Genomic DNA, 21562 nt, shown 5'->3' on the forward strand with positions numbered 1-21562 from the left:
AGAGTCCTCGTTGCGCACTCGCCACAGAGCGTGACGGTATCACCTTCCTCGTAACCCATGTCAGCGAGAACGCCGCCAAGTTTGGCAGTCCGGAAAAATTCGGGAGAGAATTGACAGAGAAGGGCCGGCGCTGGATAGCACACAGAGTCACAGCCGTCACAGTCTGCTTTGTATCCCATCTCAGATCAGGAAGTGGAGGAACGCGGCGACCAGGAACAGGTCGATCGCGATGATCCCCGGAATAGCGACCAACCGAAGCATGAATCCAAACGGTGGATACAGTGGTGCGTTCTTAACCCAGGTCTCTTCTTGGACCGCCTTGGTTATCTCGAGAGCATTGCGGATCAGTGCCCACCACGTCAGCAGTAGGACGACCGCAAACAGGAGGAGATAGGCCGCCAACGTGAGTGACTCGACCGGTGCCTCATAGAGCCGAATAAATGGATTCGATGTCATGCGTTCGTACAGTTGTGCTCTTCACGCTCTGACTCGAGTAGCTTCGAGCCGCAGTGGGAGCATTCGACGGTTCGATCCTCCGCAGGTCGGCCGTTGTTGAATTGTATATTTCGGGCCATGGGTGGCAGTTGCGATCGGTGGTCCTTGTCGAACTGAATGAAGTGCGAGACGTCTGTGCTGACGTCCTGGAACCCGTCAAGAGTCATCATGCTCGTCGTCTCGGGGGCGGGTCTGACCACCATCCGTCGAGACGCGGATGTTCGTGACAGCGTTGACGACGCGGTCGACTTCGAGCCCCCACATCCGACCGATGACGAGCCAGACGATCGATGTCGTCCCGATGACGAGCCAGTCTGGGGCAGGCTCTGCCCGGATGACGAACATCGGACCGAGAACGACCGCAGCCCAGACGCCGAACAGGAACAGCGTTGCGACGGTCCGCTCGAACGACTCTTCATCAGGCATCAGTGCTCTCCCCAGGCAGACAAGTTCAATCTTCGCGCGGTACAGCGGATCGTCGGTGTTCGGTTTGACAGACATCTCATTCATCTCTCTCGATGGAGGCGACATCGATTCCACAGCCCTCGAGAAGAACGCGGAGTTCGTACTCGTCGAGCCACGTCAGTCCCTCTTCGTGAACGTGGTCGGTCTTTGCTTCCCAGCGGTTCGCCTCGACGTGGCCGTTGATCTCGAGGTATCCGTCGACCGGTCGAGCCCGGAGGTGGTACTCGAGTGGTCGCCCGTCGACGGCAACGCCAGCTGGGCGGCGCATGTTGAGGACCTCGTCTTCGTACTTGAGCGACCAGCCGCTGGCGTCCTCGAAGTGGTGGCGTCGGAGTTGGTCCTCGAGGACGTCGACGCTAATCGCGAGCGTGACGTGGTCGTGTTGTTCGGGCCATTCGACGGTCGCGTACCGACGTCGGAAATCCGCCTTCGCGAACTTCCAGTACCGGAAGGGGATGTGCTGGAGGATTTCGAGCATCGGTCAGGCTCTCCACATCGCCATCTTCACCGCACACCGGAAGATCTCGGTGTCGTAACCGGCGTACTTGTCCAGTCCTTTCGCGATCCGGACGAACTCCCGCAGCGTGTAACGGTCGAACTCGACGTTGGCCTCCTCGAGTCGGTTCGCGAGCGGCGCCGTCAGTCGCAGCGCCTGGACCTTCGACAGCGTCTCGTCGTCAGCCCAGCAGCCCACTCGAGCGCAAGAGCGGCAGGTCGTCCGGGCGATCGACGTCCGCTGCTGGCCGGGGCGGGTCGTGACACCGTCGACGGACGTGTGGATTTGCTCGTCCGGTTCGAGGGTTGCAGCCGTAGTTCGGTGGTGCTCCTGGACATCGTGATCGTTGATGCCGCCGTTGAACGTCGCCTCCTCGATTTCTTTGACAAGTTCGAAGCAGCCGTTACACACGCGAGGGGTGTGCCAGACGATGCGGTCGAATGCCCGCTGCGGCGAGACGTGGTCGTCCGCGGGGTGGGTTTCCGTTGTTGACATGGCTGGAGAAAAGCGATGCTGCAGGGCGGACGTGATCATCGTCGACGACGTCAGCGGTCGTCAACTCGACGCCCTGTAGCAATCGTATTGTTTTCGTGAAGGTCACCCGAGTTGATAAGGATAAGCGCGTGCGCCGATCTGGCGCACGTTTGTCTGAGAGGCTTGGTTTCGAACTCCTCAGGAGCTTTCAGTGATTTCGACTCGAACAAAACGGAGGTCGTCGTCACCATCGCGATCGCGACGAACGATGTCGGCGTCCTCGAGTCGAGTGAGTGCGCGATCCAATGTTCGGCGTGGCATCTCGGTTTCCTCCTGGAGTTCGTCGCGACGGATGGATCCACCGGCCTCCTCGATAACCCAGAGGAGGTGCTTCGCACTCCATGGTAGCTCGTCGACATCGGGGGTGTGTTCGGGGAGGCTCATGGGCTTTGTTTCGTGGAGAGTGCCGCGGCTGGTCGTAAGCGGGCGAGCGCGGGGTCGAGACGCCGGTTGAGGGCGTCAGTCACCCGAACCAGGACCGGCTTTCCAGTCCCAAACATCAGCCGGCTGATCACTCGAGCCGTCTTGAGGTCCTAGATCACCGTTGTCCGGGGTAGTCGGGTCGCGGATCGCCAACGCCCACCTACTAGAGTCTACGTAGGAGTCAGTTGGCGATTCCTGAATGTCACAAACGCCAGTATGAGGCAGTCCAGACTCGGAATACAGCGTCGCACCGTTCGATCCCAACCCTTCAGCAGCCTGGACAGCGTCGACGTTGACGAGTCGCTCGAGTGTCTGCCGGACGTGCTCTTTCGAACAGTCGACGGCGTCGGCGAGCTCCCGCGCTGTTCGCGAGCGATGACTCGAACGAAGTTCGTCGACGATCGCCTCCTGGAGGTCAGAGTAGACCCACTCGACACCAGGCGTCTGGACGTCGGCGAAAGCAGCGGGCATCGCATCCGTTCGAACGAATACCGTCGCGGTCACGTCGGGATCGGTCGGATCGCGAGCGTACCGACCGGCAGCCTGAGCGATGTGGTTCTCGCGAACGCTCGCGAGGATCTCTTGAGCAGTGTCGGCGTCGTCTCCCTCGAAGCCACGGCCACGTGCTCGGTACTCCTCCCCGGCGCTGTCGGTGGCGGTCTCAACTTCTGCCTCGAGGTCGAGTTCGGCGAGCAGATCCAGAACGTAGTCGTCGCCGGGATCCATGCAGCCGTTGACGAGGCCGACGCGCTCGTGCTGGAAGTCGTTCCGTGACTTCTCCTCGCCGAAGTGCATCAACTCGGGACGGTGGCAGCCGGCCTCCTCCATCAACTCCTCGAGTCGATCCTCCACTTGTCCCGTCGTGATCGCCGTGCGGAACTGGGTGCCATACTCGTCGACGAGCTGGTCGAGCAGTACCTCAAGCTTGTCCTCGTTCAGCCACTCGAGCGCCTTGTCACCCGATAGCGGTCGGGTTGCGTCGCCAACCTGGACGACACGGAGTCCGCGTTCGTAGCGTCGCCACAGTTGCCGTGCTTCGGATTCGAGGACGTCGGTCGTTTTGATCCACGGGACGGTGTTGGCTTGCCACAGCGGCACTGCGGGGTGTGCGTCAAGTCCAACGACAGATCGCGCAGCGCCGAAGTCAGGAACAGTCCGGACAGTCTGGACATCGTTGTTCTCGTCGAGGACGACGCTCACCCACTCGCGGTTCCAGTCGTCGTCATCGCGAACGCCGGCCTCGAGACGCGGTGGTTCGTGGCCTGTCTTCCCGAATCGGCGACCGTTGGCGCGATCTTCGGCACGGAAGATCGCCCTCGCGAGCGCTGGTGCGAGTGTGTGCGCATCCGGGCACTCGAAGTACCAGTCCCGATCGGGCTCGGTCCAGAGGACATCCTCAAGGGCATCGCGTTCGCGAGCGGCGTCACCCTGGTAGTCGTCGTGGAGTGAGAGTTGGATGAAGGCTTCCCAGGTCGTGACAGGGGCGTCGATCTCGCGAAGGTACGCGCCGATGGCGTCACGAATACGGCTCGTCGAGAGATCGTCCTGTTCGTAGCTGGGCTCTTCATCGACGACGACGTTATTGTGCGAGCGGAGCCCGGGAGCAAACGCAAAGTTGTGCGTCGCGATGACGAGCGGCCAGTAGTCGAGTTCCCCGTCGGGTCCCTCGCGATACTTCTCCCACTGCGTGATCGCCGTACACCGATCACCGCCGCAAGGGAGTTCGACGCCCTGGTCGTTGTGCTCTTCGAGGTAACGATGCGCAGCGCTGAACGGCATCCCCTTGCCTTCACACTGGGCATCGAGCCAGTCGCTGGCGGGGTCGCCGTTGATCGTGATCTCGTCGTCGTGCTCGCCGGCGCAGACCGGGCAGGCTTCGTGGCGACCGAGCAGGACGTGGTACTGTCCGCTGTGCTCTTCGGCGACGTCGACGGCCTCGTCACGAGCGTCGCGTGTCTCGAGCAGGTGGACGACCGGCCGGTCACCGGTGATGTCTTCGCGAGCGCCCCAGCGCGTCGACGCGATCGTGTAGGACTTCCCGAGCGATGTCGGGGCATCGACGATCTGCTCGTCTTCGTTGCGGATCACGTCGGCAATCGTCTCGAAGAGCTCTTCGCGAGCGTCGTCCGTCGACGGCCATTCGAGGCCGCGTTTCTTGGCGAACCGTCGGCGTTCCGTGGGCTTGAGTGCGTCTAACTGGGCGATCGGAAGCGCTGAAACAGCGCGACCATCGCCATCTTGCGTATACGCGTCGTCGGAATCGTACTCAGGGATATCGAACCCGAGTTCGCGTAGTCGCTCGACACCGCGCCACCACGTCTCGCCGTCGACGGGACGGGCGTTCGCGGGGCGGATCTCGCCAGCGTCGATCGCGGCCATGGTGACGACGCCACCGTAGCCACCGAGTTCACCGGTGTCTTGCCAGCGCTCGTCGTTGACGATGTTCGCCGTCCCGCCGTCGGACAACGATCCCCACGTGGGCCAGAACGCTCGCTCGCCTTCGCTTGTGTTGGCGTCGTCGTTCCAGCGCTGGACGATCGTCTTTTTCGCGACGTGTTGAGCGTCGAGTCGATCGATTGCGTGGAAGATGTCGCGGATGTCGTCCGTGGTCTCGCTGCTCGAGGTTGTGTTCGGTTCGTAGTCCTCGAGATCGTAGTCCTCACGGTCGACCGAGACATCAGCCGGGTCGCGAGTGACCTTACGAGGGAGCTGGTCGTTGGCCTCCAGGAGGTCATCGAGAACGCTGTCGTCCCACTCGTTAATCTCGGTCGGCGTCCCGAGAACGTGCTCCCCGGTCATCACGCAGACACGCTTGCCGGGGTAGATCTCGATCGATGGGAGATCGTCGTTCTCACCCCATGGATCCTCGTCGATTCGCCAAGCCGCTTGCTTGACACCGTTGGGAAGTTCACCGCGATAGATCGCGTGTGCACCACTGTCGGACTGAGAGACGTCGGCGTAGGTTATACCCAGGTGTTCGAGGATCGCGATGAACGCTGGATGGACATCGCCGGTCTCAGGACAGCGGACATCGTCACCGTCGACGTAGACGAACGGGTCGTCTTCGGTTTGGAGGAACGCGCGGCCGTCGAGTCGGGGATCGATCTCGGCCATCGCGACGGCTTCGCCGTCGACGTAGTTGCCGTGGTAACCCCACTTGAACCGGGCATCGCAGTCGCATGTCGCAGCGGTGTCGTGGCCGTCTTTCGAACACTCCGCGGGTGCATCCTGGTCGCCCCAGGGGGCGAACGGTTTCTTCTCGATGTGGCCCATCCACTGCTCGCGCTCAAGCAACTCGCCGGGCCAGGTGTTCGGTTCAGGGTTGGCAAAGTCAGCATCTGCCCAGTGGTTCCAGGATACACCGCGATCGGTTGACCCCGTACGGCAGTGTCCATGAACAGGTCCCTGATCGTCCACCAGCTCACCGTCGACGATCGCCTCGGCCGCCTCGAGGTAGCTGGGATCAGCGTCAGCCAGCCAGAGCAATCGCTTGGGGCTGGCGTTCGGGTTGTTTTCGTGAGTGAAGCGAAGTCGCTCGACGACATCGTCGCTCACGCCGACTCACCCCCTTTCCCGTTGGCGTGGATCCTTCCGTGCTCTTCAGCCGTCAATACCTCTATATTCGCTGGACGATTGTCCCATGGGATACCATTTTTATGATGGACGACCTTCTGGCCAACCTCCTCATATCCGTACTCGGAAACTGCCAACAACCGGTGAACAGCAACCCTCTGTCTCTGGCCGTCTCTGAAGACTCTCCAACGAGCGTAGCCTTCGGTATCGACATCATAACGCGCTGGTTCGTGCAGGGCGCTTAATTTGACTGCTTCTGTACGTGATCGGCGTTCAATCCCGTGTTTGTCGAGCCATGTTCTAACTGTGGGAGCAGCACAGTCCAGCCTCTCAGCGAGGAATTCGGCTGATTGATTGTACTCAATGTATTGCTCGCGGAGCCAGCTTTCGTCTCTGAGTTCATCTGGCGTCTTTTCCCAGTTTGGTTCGCGTGTTTCAATCCCGTGTTCGTCTAGCCAACGACCAACGGTCTCGCTGGAGCAAGCCAACGTATCACTGATGTCGTGAATGCTGAGTTCACGTCCGATGTAGAGTTCTCGGAGGACCTCGGGGTCCCTCCACGGGTATTTTCGTCCACTGTACTCCGACATCAGAGACCCCCCTTAGAGAAGTCCCACAGTGTCGTTTGACCGTCGACATCTGGCCGTTCGACATCTTGGTCGTCACCAATTTCCGGAACGCCTTCTGTCCGCTCTTTGCCGATGTCTTCGGGATCGGTCGCGTAGACGACATCCTCGGCTTGCTTCTCGAGCTCAGGACGCTCGGTGATGTACTGGACGGTACCGTCGAGCGGAGCCCCCTCGTAAGAACGTCCGCTCATGCCGCGACACCCCGGTTGGCCGTTGCTATCGCGGGATGTAGTTCATGACACTCTCTGGAGTTATGAAAACGTGTAGTCCCAGACGTGAGTGACGCCTGGGTACCCTCAACCCGATTGGATTGTAAGGATTTTGATGTAAGCCAAGGGCCGGATTTGAACCGGCGGTAGGCGGCTCTGCAGGCCGCTGCGTTCGGCCGGACTCTGCCACCTTGGCGCAACTGATTGTTGTTCCTGCGTTCGTTTAAGCATAGCGGTACGGCGTAGCCGTGATCCGCTGACTGTACAACTGCAAAACGCCCCGCAGAGTTGGCACTCTGCAGGGCGTAAGTATGGAGTATGAGTAGGGGCGGCGAATCGGCTCTCCCAGAGGGTCTCCCACTCCAGTACTCACCAATACGCAGGCAGGCTTATCTTCCGTGTTCGGGATGGGTACGGGAGGAACCCCGCCGCGATGGCCGCCTTAACGCTGATCCACGGAATCGAACCGTGACTATCTGACACCAGTCTCAGTGGTCTCTTCAGACCGTGTTGTACGTGTAGTCCAGTTTGCGTCCGGACCCGTTCTCGCGTCACGGATCCAATGCGATATGTATGAATGTGTGGCTTGGCCGATTAGTGCTCGCGGGCTCAACGCCTCGTTGCCTTGGCGCGTACACCCCGAGTCTATCGATCTCGTCTTCTACGAGTGGCCTCGGTGGCTCCTCTTTTCCAGGTGGGTTTCGAGCTTAGATGCGTTCAGCTCTTACCCCGTGGTGCGTGGCTGCCCGGCACGTGCTCTTTCGAACAGCCGGTACACCAGTGGCACCCATTCGTAGTTCCTCTCGTACTATACGAACGTTCCCGTCAGGAACCATAACACCCCCAATAGATAGCAGCCGACCTGTCTCACGACGGTCTAAACCCAGCTCACGACCTCCTTTAATAGGCGAACAACCTCACCCTTGCCCGCTTCTGCACGGGCAGGATGGAGGGAACCGACATCGAGGTAGCAAGCCACCCGGTCGATATGTGCTCTTGCGGGTGACGACTCTGTTATCCCTAAGGTAGCTTTTTTGTCAGCAATTGGCCGCATCAAGCAGCCTAATTGGTTCGCTAGACCACGCTTTCGCGTCAGCGTCCGTCGTTGTGCCGGACACTGTCAGACTTCCGTATGCTCTTGCGCTCTTTCCCGCGTCTCCGACGCGGGTGAGGAAATCTTGGGGCGCGCCCGATATCTTTTCAGGCGCGTACCGCCCCAGTCAAACTGCCCGGCTACCAGTGTCCTCCGCCAGGAGTGAGAGTCGCAGTCACCATCGGGTAGTATTTCAATGCTGGCTCGGTGGCCCGCTAGCGCGGGTACCTGTGTAATGCCTCCTACCTATGCTGCACAATGGCGACCACGTCTCAGTGACAGCCTGCAGTAAAGCTCTATAGGGTCTTCGCTTCCCCTTGGGGGTCTCCAGACTCCGCACTGGAACGTACAGTTCACCGGGCCCAACGTTGGGACAGTGGCGCTCTCGTTGATCCATTCATGCAAGCCGCTACTGAAGCGGCAAGGTACTACGCTACCTTAAGAGGGTCATAGTTACCCCCGCCGTTAACGGGTCCTTCGTCCCCTTGTAAGGGGTGTTCAGATACCCGCACTGGGCAGGATTCAGTGACCGTACGAGTCCTTGCGGATTTGCGGTCACCTATGTTGTTACTAGACAGTCGGAGCGCCCGAGTCACTGCGACCTGCCTCTTTCCGAGGCAGGCATCCCTTATTGCGAACGTACGGGACTAACTTGCCGAATTCCCTAACGTCGGTTGCTCCCGACAGACCTTGGCTTTCGCCGCCATGAGTACCTGTGTCGGATCTCGGTACGGACAGTATGCTCGTCTTTTCACGGGCTCTGGGTTGACCCAGCTTGCGTTATCCAGCCATTCGATCGCTTCGTGCCATTACGGCTTCCACGCTCTTCGACTGTTCAACTGGGCGAAGGCCCAGCCTGGGTGGCCCCAAAGCGTCAACTTTTATTGCATACCGGCATAGGAATATTAACCTATTTCCCTGTTGTCTGCTTCGACTTACGGGCAGACTTAGGACCGGCTAACCCTCAGCTGATCAGCATTGCTGAGGAACCCTTACTCGTTCGGCCGTCGGGGGTCTAACCCGACTAACGCTGCTACTATGACCAGGATTTTCGTTACTGAACGGTCCACACGAATTCTCATCCGTGCTTCCACCCGAACAGAACGCCAACCTACGCGATTACCCTGTCAGGGGTACGGCTCGGTCTCGGTGGTGGATTTGAGCCCCGATCATTTTGGGCGCCTCAAACCTCGGCCGGTAAGCTGTTACGCTTTTCTTAGAGGGTAGCTGCTTCTAAGCTCACCTCCCGGCTGTCTAGGGCTTGAGACCACCTTCGATCGCACTTAATCCACACTTTGGGACCTTAACCCAGCTCTGGGTTGTCTCCCTTACGGTACACAGGCTTACCCCGTGCACCGGACTCCCTGCGTCGAACGACGTTCATAGGTTCGGAGTTGGACAGGGGGGCGCACTCCTCTCGGAGTGCGGTCCCCCAATCCGTCGCTCTACCCCATGAACTATCTCGGCAGAGGTGATGCTTCGACATCTTTCGGTTGGAACCAGCTGTTTCTGGATTCGATGGGCCTTTCACCCCTAGACGTAGGTCACGTGAGGGTATTGTAGGACACCAACACTAACAGGCCTCCACGTGCCTTTCGGCACGCTTCACCTTGCCCACGTCTAGATCATCCAGTTTCGGGTCGTGCCCGATTGACTCCCCGCGCTTGAACACGGCGGCCCTCGTCGTAAGACTGCGGCCATGTCGGTTTCCCTACGCCTTCCTCGATTCTCGAGTTAGACTCGTCAATCAGGCACACTCCCTGGTTCGTTTTTCAAAACGTACGACAGAACATCGGCTTCCGTCGATTCCTACTAGAGACTCGCGTCTCGGTCGTTACTCGGCGGACCTTGTATGCTCTGTCGCTCTATCGCCAACTGATTTCACGCCCTATTGCACCTCCCTTTGTGGGGTGCTTTTCAGCGTTCGTTCACACTACTTGTTCGCTATCGGTCTTGAGGAGTGTTTAGTCTTCCCAGTCGATGCCTGGGATATTCACGAGGGATATCCAACCCCCGATACTCTGGAGCTGACTCGTCTCTTACTCGTCGACAGTACGGGACTGTCACCCTGTCTCGTGCTCTGTTCCAAGAGACTTCGTGTCGAGTTTCGGAGAGTGATCGTCAGTCCGAACACCACATTGCCCGAAGGCTTCGGTTTGGACTGTATCGCGTTCCTTCGCCAGTACTAACGACATCACATTACGTTTTCTTTTCCTGCCGATACTGAGATGTTTCAGTTCTCGGCGTTCCCCATTGCGCGAAGCAATTGCGGTGGGGATTCCCATTCGGAAATCCTCAGTTCTTTCCCTCCGTGCGGGTCCCTGAGGCTTATCGCAGCTTGGCACGTCCGTCTTCAGCTCTCAAGCCGAGCGATCCACCAGCTGGCACAGTAGCCACGTTCATCGGATCGGCGCTACACCAGAAGTGTAGCATATCGTGACCCGGGAACGGGTCCAGTGGACGCCTGGACTACACGTACACACGGTCTCATCTGCACGCCAGTAGACGGCTGGCCTGCATTGACCCTTCCCACTCACGCTTACGCGGAGTGGTGCATCGGTTCGTGCGCCGCGATCTCAAAGAGACCGTGACGCGATATGGACCCACTGGGATTTGAACCCAGGGCATCCTCCTTGCAAAGGAGGCACTCTCCCACTGAGCTATGGGCCCACCCCTCCAAACTGGAGGGAACGAAGCGTTAGCCTTGGTAGTTCAAAGGTGCCCGTTCGGTTCGGCGGGTGGGTGGTGTAACCGAACGTGGACTGAAAGGTGGGCTGGGGCGTCGCCCCAGTCCCGATCTGTGGAGGTGATCCAGCCGCAGATTCCCCTACGGCTACCTTGTTACGACTTAAGCCCCCTTGCGGAGCCCAGATTCGACCCGGAAACCGGGCCTCATCCGGACCCCACTCGGGTGCTTTGACGGGCGGTGTGTGCAAGGAGCAGGGACGTATTCACCGCGCCCTTCTGAGGCGCGATTACTACCGAATCCAGCTTCATGAGGGCGAGTTTCAGCCCTCAATCCGAACTACGACCACGTTTCGGAGATTAGCGTCGCCTTTCGGCGTTGCATCCCACTGTCGTGGCCATTGTAGCCCGCGTGTCGCCCAGCACATTCGGGGCATACTGACCTACCGTTGCCCGTTCCTTCCTCCAGTTTGGCACTGGCAGTCCTCCTAATGTACCCAACCACCACAAGGGTGTTGCTGGCAATTAGGAGTGCGGGTCTCGCTCGTTGCCTGACTTAACAGGACGCCTCACGGTACGAGCTGACGGCGGCCATGCACCTCCTCTCAATGGCTCAGGTAAGCTCATCACACTGACCGTCACTGCACATTGTCGATGCTGGTGAGATGTCCGGCGTTGAGTCCAATTAAACCGCAGGCTCCTCCGGTTGTAGTGCTCCCCCGCCAATTCCTTTAAGTTTCATCCTTGCGGACGTACTTCCCAGGCGGTCTGCTTCACGGCTTCCCTACGGCACAACACAGGCTCGTAGCCTGTGTCACACCTAGCAGACATCGTTTACAGCTCGGACTACCCGGGTATCTAATCCGGTTCGTGACCCGAGCTTTCGTCCCTCACCGTCGGATCCGTCTTCCAGAGGCGCTTTCGCCACCGGTGGTCCGTCCAGGATTACGGGATTTCACTCCTACCCCAGACGTACCCCTCTGGTCTTCCGGTCCCAAGCCACACAGTTTCCACCGGACGCCTCTCCGTTAAGCGAAGAGATTTCCCGATAGACTTGCGCGGCCAGCTACGGACGCTTTAGGCCCAATAACAGCGGTCATCACTCGTGCTGCCGGTATTACCGCGGCGGCTGGCACCGGTCTTGCCCAGCACTTATTCCGCGACCACCTTACGGTCGCAAAAAGCGAGGACTATATGCCCTCGCACTTGGAGTCCCCTTATCGCACTGGCGTGCAGTGTAAAGGTTTCGCGCCTGCTGCGCCCCGTAGGGCCCGGTATCTTGTCTCAGATACCGTCTCCGGGCTCTTGCTCTCACAACCCGTACCGATTACTGGCACGGTGGGCCGTTACCCCACCGTCTACCTAATCGGCCGCAGCCACATCCTATGGCGCCGGAGCATTTCGGACTCTCTCCACTCCAGGATGAGAGTCGTATTCCAGATTAGCCTCAGTTTCCCGAGGTTGTCTGGATCCATAGGGTAGTTTGGCCACGTGTTACTGAGCTATCTGCTACGAGTCTAAACTCGTACAACTAGCATGGCTAAATCGGACTCCAATAGCAATGACCTCCGGCAGGATCAACCGGAATGGTCTCCCCAGCGCAAGGCTGGGGGGTTGGCGGTGAATGCTAATGTCTCGTGCACTCACACATGGGTCCACGTTCGGTGACCAACCACGATCGTGAACCGATCGGGCGTCACCGAACTACCAAGGCTAACATCAGATCCCATCTGTACGGCGGACCGCAGGGGTAGGATCCTCATTTCCTTCGGACGTATTCGTAGGTCGTCTGGGGTACTTAACCCCTTCGAACCCAAATCGTCCGACGACGAAGCGAGTGAACGCTTCGTCAGTCACGCATTTCTTTGCAATCGTATCCGAATCCCCGTATGTACTTAAGGGCAACGAATCGCACTCGTTCCGGAACGCATAGCCGGAACGGGATTTGCGTAGTAACGAATAGGTCCTGTGAGTATATAAGGACGCTGTTCTGTGATGCCAAAGACATCACCTACGCTCGAACCGAGTGTCCCTCAAACAGTCTGACTTCGAAGAAGCCACACAACTGGAAGATGGATACGGTGCCTGCCTCCGTGCCGGGAAACGGCCAGAGGGAACGTGGCGGCGTGCGCCACGTCGTTCGCATTAATGACGAGGAGAGGGTGCATACATAAGGCCGTCGAACGAGATGCTCTTCGAAATCCAGTACCATGAGAGAATGTTCCACTTGTGATTTGATTGCCGTATAGAGGAAATACGGCTGGATTGGCGGGTCTGGAGTGGTTGAAGCAGGTGTATACTGGCACTGGCCAATACTGGCACTGGGCAGCGTTCGCCAATGAGTGAGGGCTACAGCAATACGCGATACAAAATAGATTCTCCACGAGCCAAGCAAATCACTCAGGGATCGTAACGTCCGGACGGATAACATTCGGACGGACAAGCTGTCACGCGGGCGGAGGTCGGCCGGTCATCCCGTCCTCGTAGACACGGTCGAACCGAATGATACCCGCGTAGGTCGGGTTCGGTGATGCGCGTGTAAGAAACTTGCTTCTGAGAGCGGAACGGCAAAACGATCAGCGAATGGTCGCTGCGACGTGCACCGATGCGAATAAACCGACGGCGTTGCAAGTGACTGCTGAATGGTCCGGGACCCGATCGGTTCGGAGTCAACACCGTCTGCAGCAGAAATCTGTTCTGCACTCGACGACCCTGACTGCCGTGAGATCATCCGGAATCTCGAGGAACCCATGACGGCTTCTGAACTTACTAACCAGTGTGAGATACCCCAGTCGACGCTGTATCGGAAACTCGAGGTACTAACTGACTCGACGCTACTCGAGGAGACCACCGAGATTCGGCGCGACGGACATCACGCGAGCAAGTATGCCGTTGCGTTCGACGAAATCTCGATTGGGTTGGACGATGACCAGTCGTTGACGGTGCAGATCGATCGGCCGGCCCGGACGGCGGACGAACGGCTCGCAGAACTCTGGTCGGAGGTGCGAAAAGAAACATGAGCCCGTACGCTTCTGGTGCATCGGAGATCGCGCTCGCACTTGCAGTTGTGAAGACGCTCGTCTTGATCGTTGGTGGCTTCATCACGTACTTTGCGTTCAAAGCGTACCGGCGAACGAGACAGCGTGCACTCGGGTATCTAACGCTTGGTTTCGGGCTGGTTACGCTCGGGTTCTTTCTGGCAGGGATGCTCTATGAACTGCTGAACGTCCATCTGGCGACGGGAATCTTGCTCGAGAGCCTGCTGGTACTCGCGGGCTTTCTCGTGATCGCGTATTCGCTGTACGTGCAGTAGGGGCCGCGTCTCTTTCTCAGTTCAGTGGTACTACCGTGGTCGGTTGTGCTCGCTGTTGTCGTAGGTGAGTTCGAAGGAATCTCTCTCCGACATCCGGTAGATCGGATCGGGCACGGAGGGTGCAAGGTCGTCGGCCTGCCAGGCCCACACCTCGAGTAGTTCGACCGGACCGCCGCTGCCGTCCTCGGTGACGAGTTCGTGGCGTGCGGGAACCGTGCGAACTGTCGATTCGTCCCCCTGCTCGGCGATGTCGACGATCTGTGGCGGCGCGGTATACTGGTAGTCGGTGAGCGGGCCGTCCCCGTTCTCGTCCGTCTCTTCGGACTCGTCACCGTCACCATCGGCTGCGTCCGGGTCCCCGACAGACGCTGGGTCGTCCTCAGAGAAGACGGAAAGACAGCCCGCAAGTGCGCCCAGTGCGCTGACTCCGGCAGTCGAGAGAACCGTTCGTCGCCGCAGCGTGGACGGACCGTTGGATGCAGTCATAGTACACCAGATCGTTAGGACGGCAACCTAAAGGATAGCAGAGAGATTTCCAACGAATGGGAAGCTATTCGACTTCTCTGTACCGTAATCGTCACATTCACCCGGGCGTGATCGCGGTCAATCTACTGACGACGGCAGCGGTAACAGATTGCTGATAGAGACGACTCGAGACCATGAGAAGCAGTTCGTCTCGAGTACCCCGCCGATTGCACGGTTCGGGGAGGGTGTGAGTAGGGGCAGTTCTGAGTTGTGTGGCGCGAAGCGCACAGCAGTTCGGTGGTTTGGCGGTTTGGCGGTCCGACGGTTCGACGGTTCAGTGGTTCGGCGATTCAGGGGTTCAGCGATTCACCGGTTCAACGTATGAATCGCGTGTCCCAGCGCGTTCTCCGCAGCTTCCATCACCGATTCAGAAAGCGTTGGATGCGCGTGAACTGTCGAGGCGACGTCCTCGAGTGTCGCGCCGAGTTCGATCGCGAGGCCGAGTTCGCCGACGAGTTCGGACGCCTCAGGGCCGACGATGCTGGCACCGAGGACGTAGCCCTCCTCTTCCTCGGCAACAATCTTGACGAAACCGTCGCTCTCACCCGTGGTCAGCGCGCGACCGCTGGCGCGGAAGGGGAACTTCCCGACGACGGTGTCGAAGCCAGCATCCTCGGCGTCAGTCTCGGACATCCCGACGGTCGCGATTTCGGGGTCAGTGAAGACCACTGCGGGCATCGCCTGGTAGTCGATGGCCGACGGTTCGCCGGCGATGACTTCGGCGGCGACTTCGCCTTCCATACTGCCCTTGTGGGCGAGCATTGGCTCGCCAGCCACGTCGCCGACGGCAAAGATATGTTCGACGTTCGTGCGTGCGCGCGAATCGGTTTCGATGAAGCCCTTGTCGTTGGTCTCGACGCCGGCCTCACCAAGATCGAGCGTATCCGAAACTGGCTGGCGACCGACGGCGACGAGGACCTTCTCGGCGTCGAGGTCGAGCGTATCCGCTTCCTCGGCCTCCTCGGCTGCGGCTCCACCGTCTGCGGCGACCTCCGGCGCTGGCTCTGCCACGACACGAACGCCGTCGCCGTCCTCGCGCTCGTGCCACTCCGCGGCCGTGTAGCCGAACTCGAACTCGATGCCGAGGCCCTTCGCGTGCTGCTTGACCGGGCGTTTGAGATCGTCGTCGTAGCCCGGCAGAATCTCGTCGAGCATCTCGACGACCGTTACGTCCGTCCCGAGTTTAGCGAAGACGCTCGCCAGTTCCATCCCGATGTAGCCAGCGCCGACGACGACCAGCGAGTCGGGAACGGAGTCGAGCGAGAGCGCCTGGCGCGAGTTCAGGATCGGCTCGTCGCCGTAGGAGAAGTTCGGAATCTCGATCGGGCGCGAACCGGTCGCGACGATTGCGTGTTCGAACTCGAGTGTCTCCGAGCCCTGGCCTTCGCCGTCGTGTGAGATGCGGACGGTGTTCTCGTCGGCGAACGTCGCCATCCCCTCCATGAGGTTGACGCCGTTTGCCTTGCAGAGCTTCTCGACGCCGCCGGTGAGCTGGTCGACGACGTCGTCTTTCCAGCTGACCATGCCCGCGAGGTCGATTGCGGGATCGGCGTGGATCCCCATCGCTTCGGCGTTGCGGGCGTCGTGGGCGACGTCAGTCGCCGTGATGAGTGCTTTCGATGGGATACAGCCGTGGTTCAGACAGGTGCCACCGTAGGCGTCTTTCTCGACGAGCGTGACGTCGAGATCGAGCTGACCGGCCCGGATCGCGGCGACGTAGCCGGCAGGGCCCGCGCCGATCACGAGGACGTCGGTGCCGGTGGTGACGTCTCCGACGACCATTAGTTGCGTCCTCCGTGCTGGGCCAGGGTTGCGGTGATCGTAGTCGGTACCGAACGGAACCGCACGTGCGTCGTGTGTGTGCTCATGTACATGCGTATGCTGGTGCGTATGGTGGGTAGCGTCTAACGTTTAGGGGTCGCGGGCGAAGTGAGGGGGTGGGAGAGCGGGTGGGTGGAGAGTCAGTTACTCGAGTAGCAGCAGTTCTGGATTCTCGAGGTACTCCATCACCGTGTTCGTAAACTGTGCGCCGACAGCGCCGTCGATCAGCCGGTGGTCGAACGACAGCGAGAGCGTCATCACGGATCGTGGCTCGATCGACTCGTCGCCGTTCTCGTCGGTGACGACGCGCGGTTTGCGCTTGATCTCGCCGACTGCGAGAATACCCGATTCGGGGTAGTTCAGGATCGGGGTCGCGTACTCGCCGCCGATGCCGCCGATGTTCGTGATCGTGAACGTCGAGCCCCGGAGTTCGTCCGGGCTGATCGAGCGCTCGCGGGCGCGCTGGACGAGTTCGTTCATCTCCGAGGAAAGCTGGAGCATGCCCTTCCCGTCGGCGTTGTCGACGACTGGGACCATGAGACCCACGTCGGTCGCCGCTGCGACACCGATGTTGTAGTAGTTGCGGTGGACGATTTCCTCGTTTGCCTCGTCGATGACCGCGTTCATCTCGGGGTACTCCTGCAGCGCTGCGACGACGGCCTTCATGATGAACGGCATGTACGTCAGGCGGATGCCCTGCTCCTCAGCGTGGGGCTTGAGCCGTTTGCGGGCTTCGACGAGTTCCGTGACGTCGACCTCGTCGTGGTGGGTGACGTGTGGGGCCGAGAACTTCGACTCGACCATCGCGTCGGCGATCGTCTTGCGGACGCCACGGAACGGTTCGCGGCGTTCACGCTCGCCCTCGGCGAAGGCCTCGCCGGCCTCGATGGCTGCCGTGTCGGCTTCCTGAGCCTGCTGCTGGGCCTCAGCGTACTCTCGGACGGCCTCAGGCGTGACGAACGCCTCGCCGTCGCGCTCCTCGGTGGCGGGAACGGCGTCGAGGTCGACGCCCTCTTCCTCGGCGATGCGCCGCGTTGCGGGTGCGGCGAGTGTGTGGTCGCGGTCAGCGGATTCGACCTGGGCCGGGGCCTGCGTCTGTGTCTGCGTCTGGGACCCCCCAGCCTGACCAGTCGAGCCACTGGCCGGAGACTCGTCGGTACTCGAGTCGGCTGCTGTAGCCGTGGTCGATTCGGCCTCGGTGGTACTGCTAGCAGTCTCACCGCTTCCAGCCTGTGCCTGTGCCTGTGCGTCGGCCGCTGGCGCGGTGCCTGCTGCAGCCTGCACGTCGGCAGCCGTGATCCGGCCACCGGGTCCGCTGCCCTGAATCTGCGAGAGGTCGATCCCCTCCTCACGGGCTAGCCGTCGCACGCGTGGGGGCGCGAAGATCCGATCGTCTGGCGTCTCCGCGGGTTCGGTGTCCTCGCCGGCACCCGTTGCGCCGGGGTCTCCGGCGGGACTGGCGTCGGCGTCTGCGTCTGCTGTGGCGTCGGATTCCGTCTCGGCTTCGCCAGCGGCTGCATCCGCTTCCGCTGTGTCTTCCTCGCCTTCCACGTCGAACGTGACGAACACGTCCCCGACGGGGATCACGTCGCCTTCCTCGAAGTGGAGTTCGCGGACGCTGCCGTTGACCGGCGCGGGGACCTCGACGAGCGCCTTGTCCGTCTCGACCTCCGCAACCGGCTGGTCTTCGCTGACCTCGTCGCCCGGTTCGACGAACCAGGTGACGAGTTCTCCCTCTGCAACACCTTCACCGACGTCTGGAAGCTCGAATTCACGGACCATGTTAGAACCCCATCGCGTCGCGGATGCCCGATTCGATGCGTTCGGCCTCGGGCAGGTAGTAGTCTTCGAGCGCGTACAGCGGGAACGGCGTATCGAAGCCGGTGATGCGCTCGATCGGTGCCTCCTGGTAGAGCAGCGCTTCCTCCTGAATCGTCGCGGCAATTTCTGCGCCGAGGCCGCCCGTCTGGGGAGCCTCGTGGACGACCGCTGCACGGCCAGTCTTTTTGAACGACTCGACGATGGTGTCCTCGTCGAGCGGTGAGAGCGTCCGAAGGTCGACGACCTCGACGTCGATCTCGCCCGCAAGGTTCTCTGCGGCCTCGATCGTCGGGCGGGTCATCGCACCCCACGTAAAGACGGAGATGTCCGAGCCTTCGCGGCGGACGGCAGCCTCGCCGAGTGGAACCTCGTACGGTTCTGCGGGGACCTCCTCACGGAACGCCCGGTAGATGAGCTTCGGTTCGAGGAAGAGTACCGGATCAGGAGAGCGAATTGCGCTCGTCAACAGCCCCTTCGTGTCGTACGGCGTCGAGGGGACGACGACCTTGAGTCCGGGCTGGTGGACGAACATCGCCTCCGAGGACTCGGAGTGGTGTTCGGGCGCGCGGATGCCGCCACCGTATGGTGCACGGATGACCAGCGGACACGTGAACCGGCCGCGAGAGCGCGTCCGCAGTCGTGCTGCGTGTGAAACGATCTGGTCGAAGCCGGGATAGATGAACCCGAGGAACTGCATCTCGGGGACCGGGCGCATGCCGTAGGCAGCCATCCCGATCGCGGTGCCAACGATGCCCGACTCCGCAAGCGGCGTGTCGATAACGCGGTTCTCGCCGAACTCCTCGTACAGTCCTTCGGTGGCGCGGAAGACGCCACCGTTCTTGCCGACGTCCTCGCCCATGACGACGACGTCCTCGTCGCGTTCCATCTCGCTGTGGAGTCCGTCTCGGACTGCCTGTACCAGCGTCAGGTTGTCAGTTTCGGTGTCAGTGTCAGTGTGAGATTCTGCAGCCATAGATTATCCCTCCAGCAGCGCGTCGTCGCCGTGTTCTTCGCGAATCGATTCGAACCACTCGAGTTGCTCTTGCAGTCGCTTTGGCATCCCCTCGTAAACGTGGGCGAAGATTTCGGCGGGGTCGGGTCGCTCAACTGCCTCTGCGGCCTCGATTGCGTCTGCGACGTCGCTTTCGATGCGCGACTCGATAGTGTCGACGCGCTCGTCGTCGAGCATGCCGTGGTTGCGCATGTACGTCTCGAGGCGCGGAATCGGGTCCTTCTGCTTCCAGCGCTCGACTTCCTCGTCGTCGCGGTAGACGGAGGGGTCGTCGGCGGTGGTGTGGGCACCGAAGCGATACTGGACGGCCTCGATCAGCGTCGGACGGAGTTCGTCTTCGCTGGGGTTCTTCGCTTTCTCGACGGCGTCACGCGTGACCTTGTAGACGGCGAGCGGGTCCATACCGTCGACCTGGACGCCCTCGAAGCCGTAGGCGGTCGCCTTCTGGGCGAGCGTCGCGCTTGCGGTCTGGCGCTCGCGCGGAACCGAGATGGCCCACTGGTTGTTGTTACAGAAGAAGATGTTCGGCGTATCGAAGACGCCGGCGAAGTTGAGTCCTTCGTGGAAGTCTCCCTCCGAGGTCGCGCCGTCGCCGAAGTAGCAGATGAACGCCTTCTCCTCGTCTTTGAGCTTCGAGGCCCAGGCAGCGCCCGTCGCGTGGGGGATCTGTGTTGCAATCGGCACCGCCACGGTGAAGATGTTCGCGTCTTCCGGAATCTTGTTGCCCTGCTCGTGGCCCATCCAGTACAGCAGGGTGCGTTTGAGTGAGAGCCCACGAACCAGCCCGGCACCGTGTTCACGGTAGCTTGGGAACATCCAGTCATCGGTGTCGAGTGCGTGTGCGCTTGCAACCTGTGCGCCCTCCTGGCCCGACAGCGGCGGATACGTTCCCATCCGTCCCTGTCGCTGGAGGCTCACGGCGCGCTCGTCGAAATGACGAACCAGCCGCATCTGTTCGTACATCTCGACGAGTTCGTCTTCGTCGATATCCGGCACCTCCACGCCCTCACGGACGCGGCCGGCGTCGTCGAGGATCTGTACTCGTTCTCGGGGATCGCGCTGTATCGTGCTCACGGAGAGTCCCACCTGCGCATACCCTAACGAATTATCGCTTGTGTTAAAGGATTTTCGTAAATAGTTTACTATCAAAGGAATTCTTGCCAGACAGACCAAGGCCTACGGTGATAGTAGGGGAAGAATAAATCAATCGTTCAGCAGGCACCAGTATTTTGTAATAGTTCCAGAAACAGCGCGTCGGGTACCGGAAACAGTGAACGGTTGGGCAGCAAACCGTCGTTCGTAGGGGCTGCAAAACAGGCTCACGAACGACAGGGGACTCGAGTAGGCGCGGCGTTATCGAAGCGAGATGAGGGTCCAGAAAGGGACGGAGACGCCGGTGAGAGTAGTGGAAAACGCGGAGTTACTCTGAGGCGGAGACCGGCGAATCCATGCTGCGAGCGCGCTGACGTGCCTCGTCGACGCTCGTCCCCTCTCGGAGGACAGCATCGACGAACAGTTCGCCGGCTTTGTACGAGGAGCGGACCATCGGACCGCTCGCACAGTAGAGGAAGTTCAGTTCCTCTTCGGCGACCTGTCGCCAGGTCTCGTACTTGTGTGGATGGTCGTAGCGCTGGACGTCGAGATGGTTTCGCGAGGGCTGGAGGTACTGTCCAAGCGTGACGATATCGACGCCGTGCTCGCGACAGTCGGCGAGCGTCTGGTAGACTTCGTGATCGTACTCGCCGTGGCCGAGCATGATCGAGGTCTTGGTGTAAATATCGGACTCGCGGTCGACTTGCTCCAGCACCGAGAGCGACTGTTCGTATCCTGCGCGGCGGTCTCGGACCGGGAACTGGAGTCGCTCGACGGTTTCGACGTTGTGTGCGATCACGTCCGGGTCGGCGTCGATGATCTTGCGGACGAGTTCGGGTTCGCCCTGGAAGTCCGGAATGAGGACCTCGACGAGGATGCCCGGATGGCGGTCCTTGATCTCGCGAATCGTCTCGGCGAAGTGGCCCGCACCCTGGTCTGGCAGGTCGTCTCGGTCGACGGATGTGAGCACGACGTAGTCGAGACCAATCTCGGCGACAGCGTCGGCGACGTTAGCGGGTTCGTCCGGATCGAGTGGCTCCATGCCGCCCGTGGTCACGTCACAGAAGTTGCACGCACGCGAGCACCGATCGCCCATGAGCATGAACGTCGCCGTCCCACCCGAACCATTGCCTGTTCCAGCGCCTCCGGACCAGCACTCCCCGAGGTTCGGACAGTTGGCTTCCTCACAGACGGTGTGGAGATTTCGCTCGCGGAGTGTCTCCCGGATATCGGTGAATTCCCGACCAGATGGCGGTCGCATCTTGAGCCAGTCGGGCTTCCGAGCGCTGCTCATACCGTGACCGAGGGGGGCAGGCGGAAAAATGGTTGTGGTCCGGGCGGTCACACACCGGCGAGCGTCACTGGCCACCACGAAA

16 protein-coding genes, 2 tRNA genes and 3 rRNA genes are annotated in these 21562 nt (G+C 60.5%); 2 read left to right on the forward strand and 19 right to left on the reverse strand.

Translation table 11 applies throughout. From position 1 onward, the window contains the following. Positions 1 to 180: 180 nt before the first annotated feature. The 13 genes from NMAG_RS07920 to NMAG_RS07985 all read right to left on the reverse strand — a co-directional run bounded on the left by NMAG_RS07920 (position 181) and on the right by NMAG_RS07985 (position 12190). Positions 181 to 456, reverse strand: a complete 276-nt coding sequence (locus tag NMAG_RS07920) for a hypothetical protein (protein ID WP_004217531.1) — start codon at positions 454 to 456, stop codon at positions 181 to 183. Between the two features lie 195 nt (positions 457 to 651). Then, positions 652 to 921: a hypothetical protein gene (locus tag NMAG_RS07930; RefSeq protein ID WP_237076827.1), complete on the reverse strand. Its 270-nt coding sequence runs from the start codon at positions 919 to 921 to the stop codon at positions 652 to 654. Positions 922 to 997: 76 nt separating this feature from the next. Then, entirely contained in the window at positions 998 to 1438 is a 441-nt protein-coding gene (locus NMAG_RS07935; RefSeq protein WP_004217534.1) for a hypothetical protein, read from the reverse strand. A gap of 3 nt (positions 1439 to 1441) precedes the next feature. Beyond that, positions 1442 to 1951, reverse strand: a complete 510-nt coding sequence (locus NMAG_RS07940; RefSeq protein ID WP_012996557.1) for a hypothetical protein — start codon at positions 1949 to 1951, stop codon at positions 1442 to 1444. Between the two features lie 177 nt (positions 1952 to 2128). Next, on the reverse strand, positions 2129 to 2374 hold the full coding sequence (locus NMAG_RS07945; RefSeq protein ID WP_004217536.1) for a hypothetical protein: 246 nt from the start codon (positions 2372 to 2374) through the stop codon (positions 2129 to 2131). Between the two features lie 75 nt (positions 2375 to 2449). After that, positions 2450 to 5968: a hypothetical protein gene (locus NMAG_RS07950; RefSeq protein WP_004217537.1), complete on the reverse strand. Its 3519-nt coding sequence runs from the start codon at positions 5966 to 5968 to the stop codon at positions 2450 to 2452. Then, on the reverse strand, positions 5965 to 6576 hold the full coding sequence (locus tag NMAG_RS07955; protein ID WP_004217538.1) for an HNH endonuclease signature motif containing protein: 612 nt from the start codon (positions 6574 to 6576) through the stop codon (positions 5965 to 5967). Before NMAG_RS07955 ends, NMAG_RS07950 begins: the two co-directional genes overlap by 4 nt. Beyond that, positions 6576 to 6806, reverse strand: a complete 231-nt coding sequence (locus NMAG_RS07960; protein WP_004217539.1) for a hypothetical protein — start codon at positions 6804 to 6806, stop codon at positions 6576 to 6578. The genes NMAG_RS07955 and NMAG_RS07960 overlap by 1 nt, the downstream gene beginning before the upstream one ends. A 138-nt stretch (positions 6807 to 6944) precedes the next feature. Then, a tRNA-Cys gene (locus tag NMAG_RS07965) sits at positions 6945 to 7020 on the reverse strand. Positions 7021 to 7147: 127 nt separating this feature from the next. After that, a 5S ribosomal RNA gene (gene rrf, locus NMAG_RS07970) occupies positions 7148 to 7269 on the reverse strand. 131 nt (positions 7270 to 7400) lie between these two features. After that, positions 7401 to 10319, reverse strand: a 23S ribosomal RNA gene (locus NMAG_RS07975). A 196-nt stretch (positions 10320 to 10515) separates the two neighbouring features. Then, a tRNA-Ala gene (locus NMAG_RS07980) sits at positions 10516 to 10587 on the reverse strand. 131 nt (positions 10588 to 10718) lie between these two features. Then, positions 10719 to 12190: ribosomal RNA gene (locus tag NMAG_RS07985) — 16S ribosomal RNA — on the reverse strand. Together the 16S, 23S and 5S rRNA genes with 2 tRNA genes alongside form the textbook arrangement of a ribosomal RNA operon. A gap of 1054 nt (positions 12191 to 13244) precedes the next feature. Between NMAG_RS07985 and NMAG_RS07990 the strand changes: the two genes are divergently transcribed. Continuing rightward, positions 13245 to 13622 carry a winged helix-turn-helix domain-containing protein gene (locus tag NMAG_RS07990; RefSeq protein ID WP_004215747.1) on the forward strand — a complete coding sequence of 126 codons (378 nt, stop codon included), beginning with the start codon at positions 13245 to 13247 and terminating at the stop codon, positions 13620 to 13622. Further along, complete coding sequence (locus tag NMAG_RS07995; protein WP_004215746.1) at positions 13619 to 13915, forward strand: DUF7521 family protein; 297 nt, start codon at positions 13619 to 13621, stop codon at positions 13913 to 13915. The genes NMAG_RS07990 and NMAG_RS07995 overlap by 4 nt, the downstream gene beginning before the upstream one ends. 30 nt (positions 13916 to 13945) lie before the next feature. Here the strand turns inward: NMAG_RS07995 and NMAG_RS08000 are convergent, their stop codons facing one another. From NMAG_RS08000 to lipA, 6 genes are all read right to left on the reverse strand, one after another. Further along, positions 13946 to 14401 (reverse strand): hypothetical protein, encoded by a 456-nt coding sequence (locus NMAG_RS08000; protein WP_004215742.1) that lies wholly within the window; start codon positions 14399 to 14401, stop codon positions 13946 to 13948. 345 nt (positions 14402 to 14746) lie between these two features. Next, complete coding sequence (gene lpdA, locus NMAG_RS08005; protein WP_004215739.1) at positions 14747 to 16222, reverse strand: dihydrolipoyl dehydrogenase; 1476 nt, start codon at positions 16220 to 16222, stop codon at positions 14747 to 14749. Positions 16223 to 16405: 183 nt separating this feature from the next. Next, positions 16406 to 18043, reverse strand: coding sequence for a dihydrolipoamide acetyltransferase family protein (locus NMAG_RS08010; RefSeq protein ID WP_004215737.1), 1638 nt, complete (start codon positions 18041 to 18043; stop codon positions 16406 to 16408). Between the two features lies 1 nt (position 18044). Further along, positions 18045 to 19055: an alpha-ketoacid dehydrogenase subunit beta gene (locus NMAG_RS08015; RefSeq protein WP_004215736.1), complete on the reverse strand. Its 1011-nt coding sequence runs from the start codon at positions 19053 to 19055 to the stop codon at positions 18045 to 18047. Between the two features lie 3 nt (positions 19056 to 19058). Then, on the reverse strand, positions 19059 to 20168 hold the full coding sequence (gene pdhA / locus NMAG_RS08020) for a pyruvate dehydrogenase (acetyl-transferring) E1 component subunit alpha (protein ID WP_004215735.1): 1110 nt from the start codon (positions 20166 to 20168) through the stop codon (positions 19059 to 19061). 346 nt (positions 20169 to 20514) lie between these two features. Next, positions 20515 to 21480, reverse strand: coding sequence for a lipoyl synthase (gene lipA, locus NMAG_RS08025; protein WP_012996559.1), 966 nt, complete (start codon positions 21478 to 21480; stop codon positions 20515 to 20517). Positions 21481 to 21562 lie beyond the last annotated feature (82 nt).

Origin of the sequence: Natrialba magadii ATCC 43099, from assembly GCF_000025625.1 — an archaeon.
GTDB classification, from domain to species: Archaea; Halobacteriota; Halobacteria; order Halobacteriales; family Natrialbaceae; genus Natrialba; species Natrialba magadii.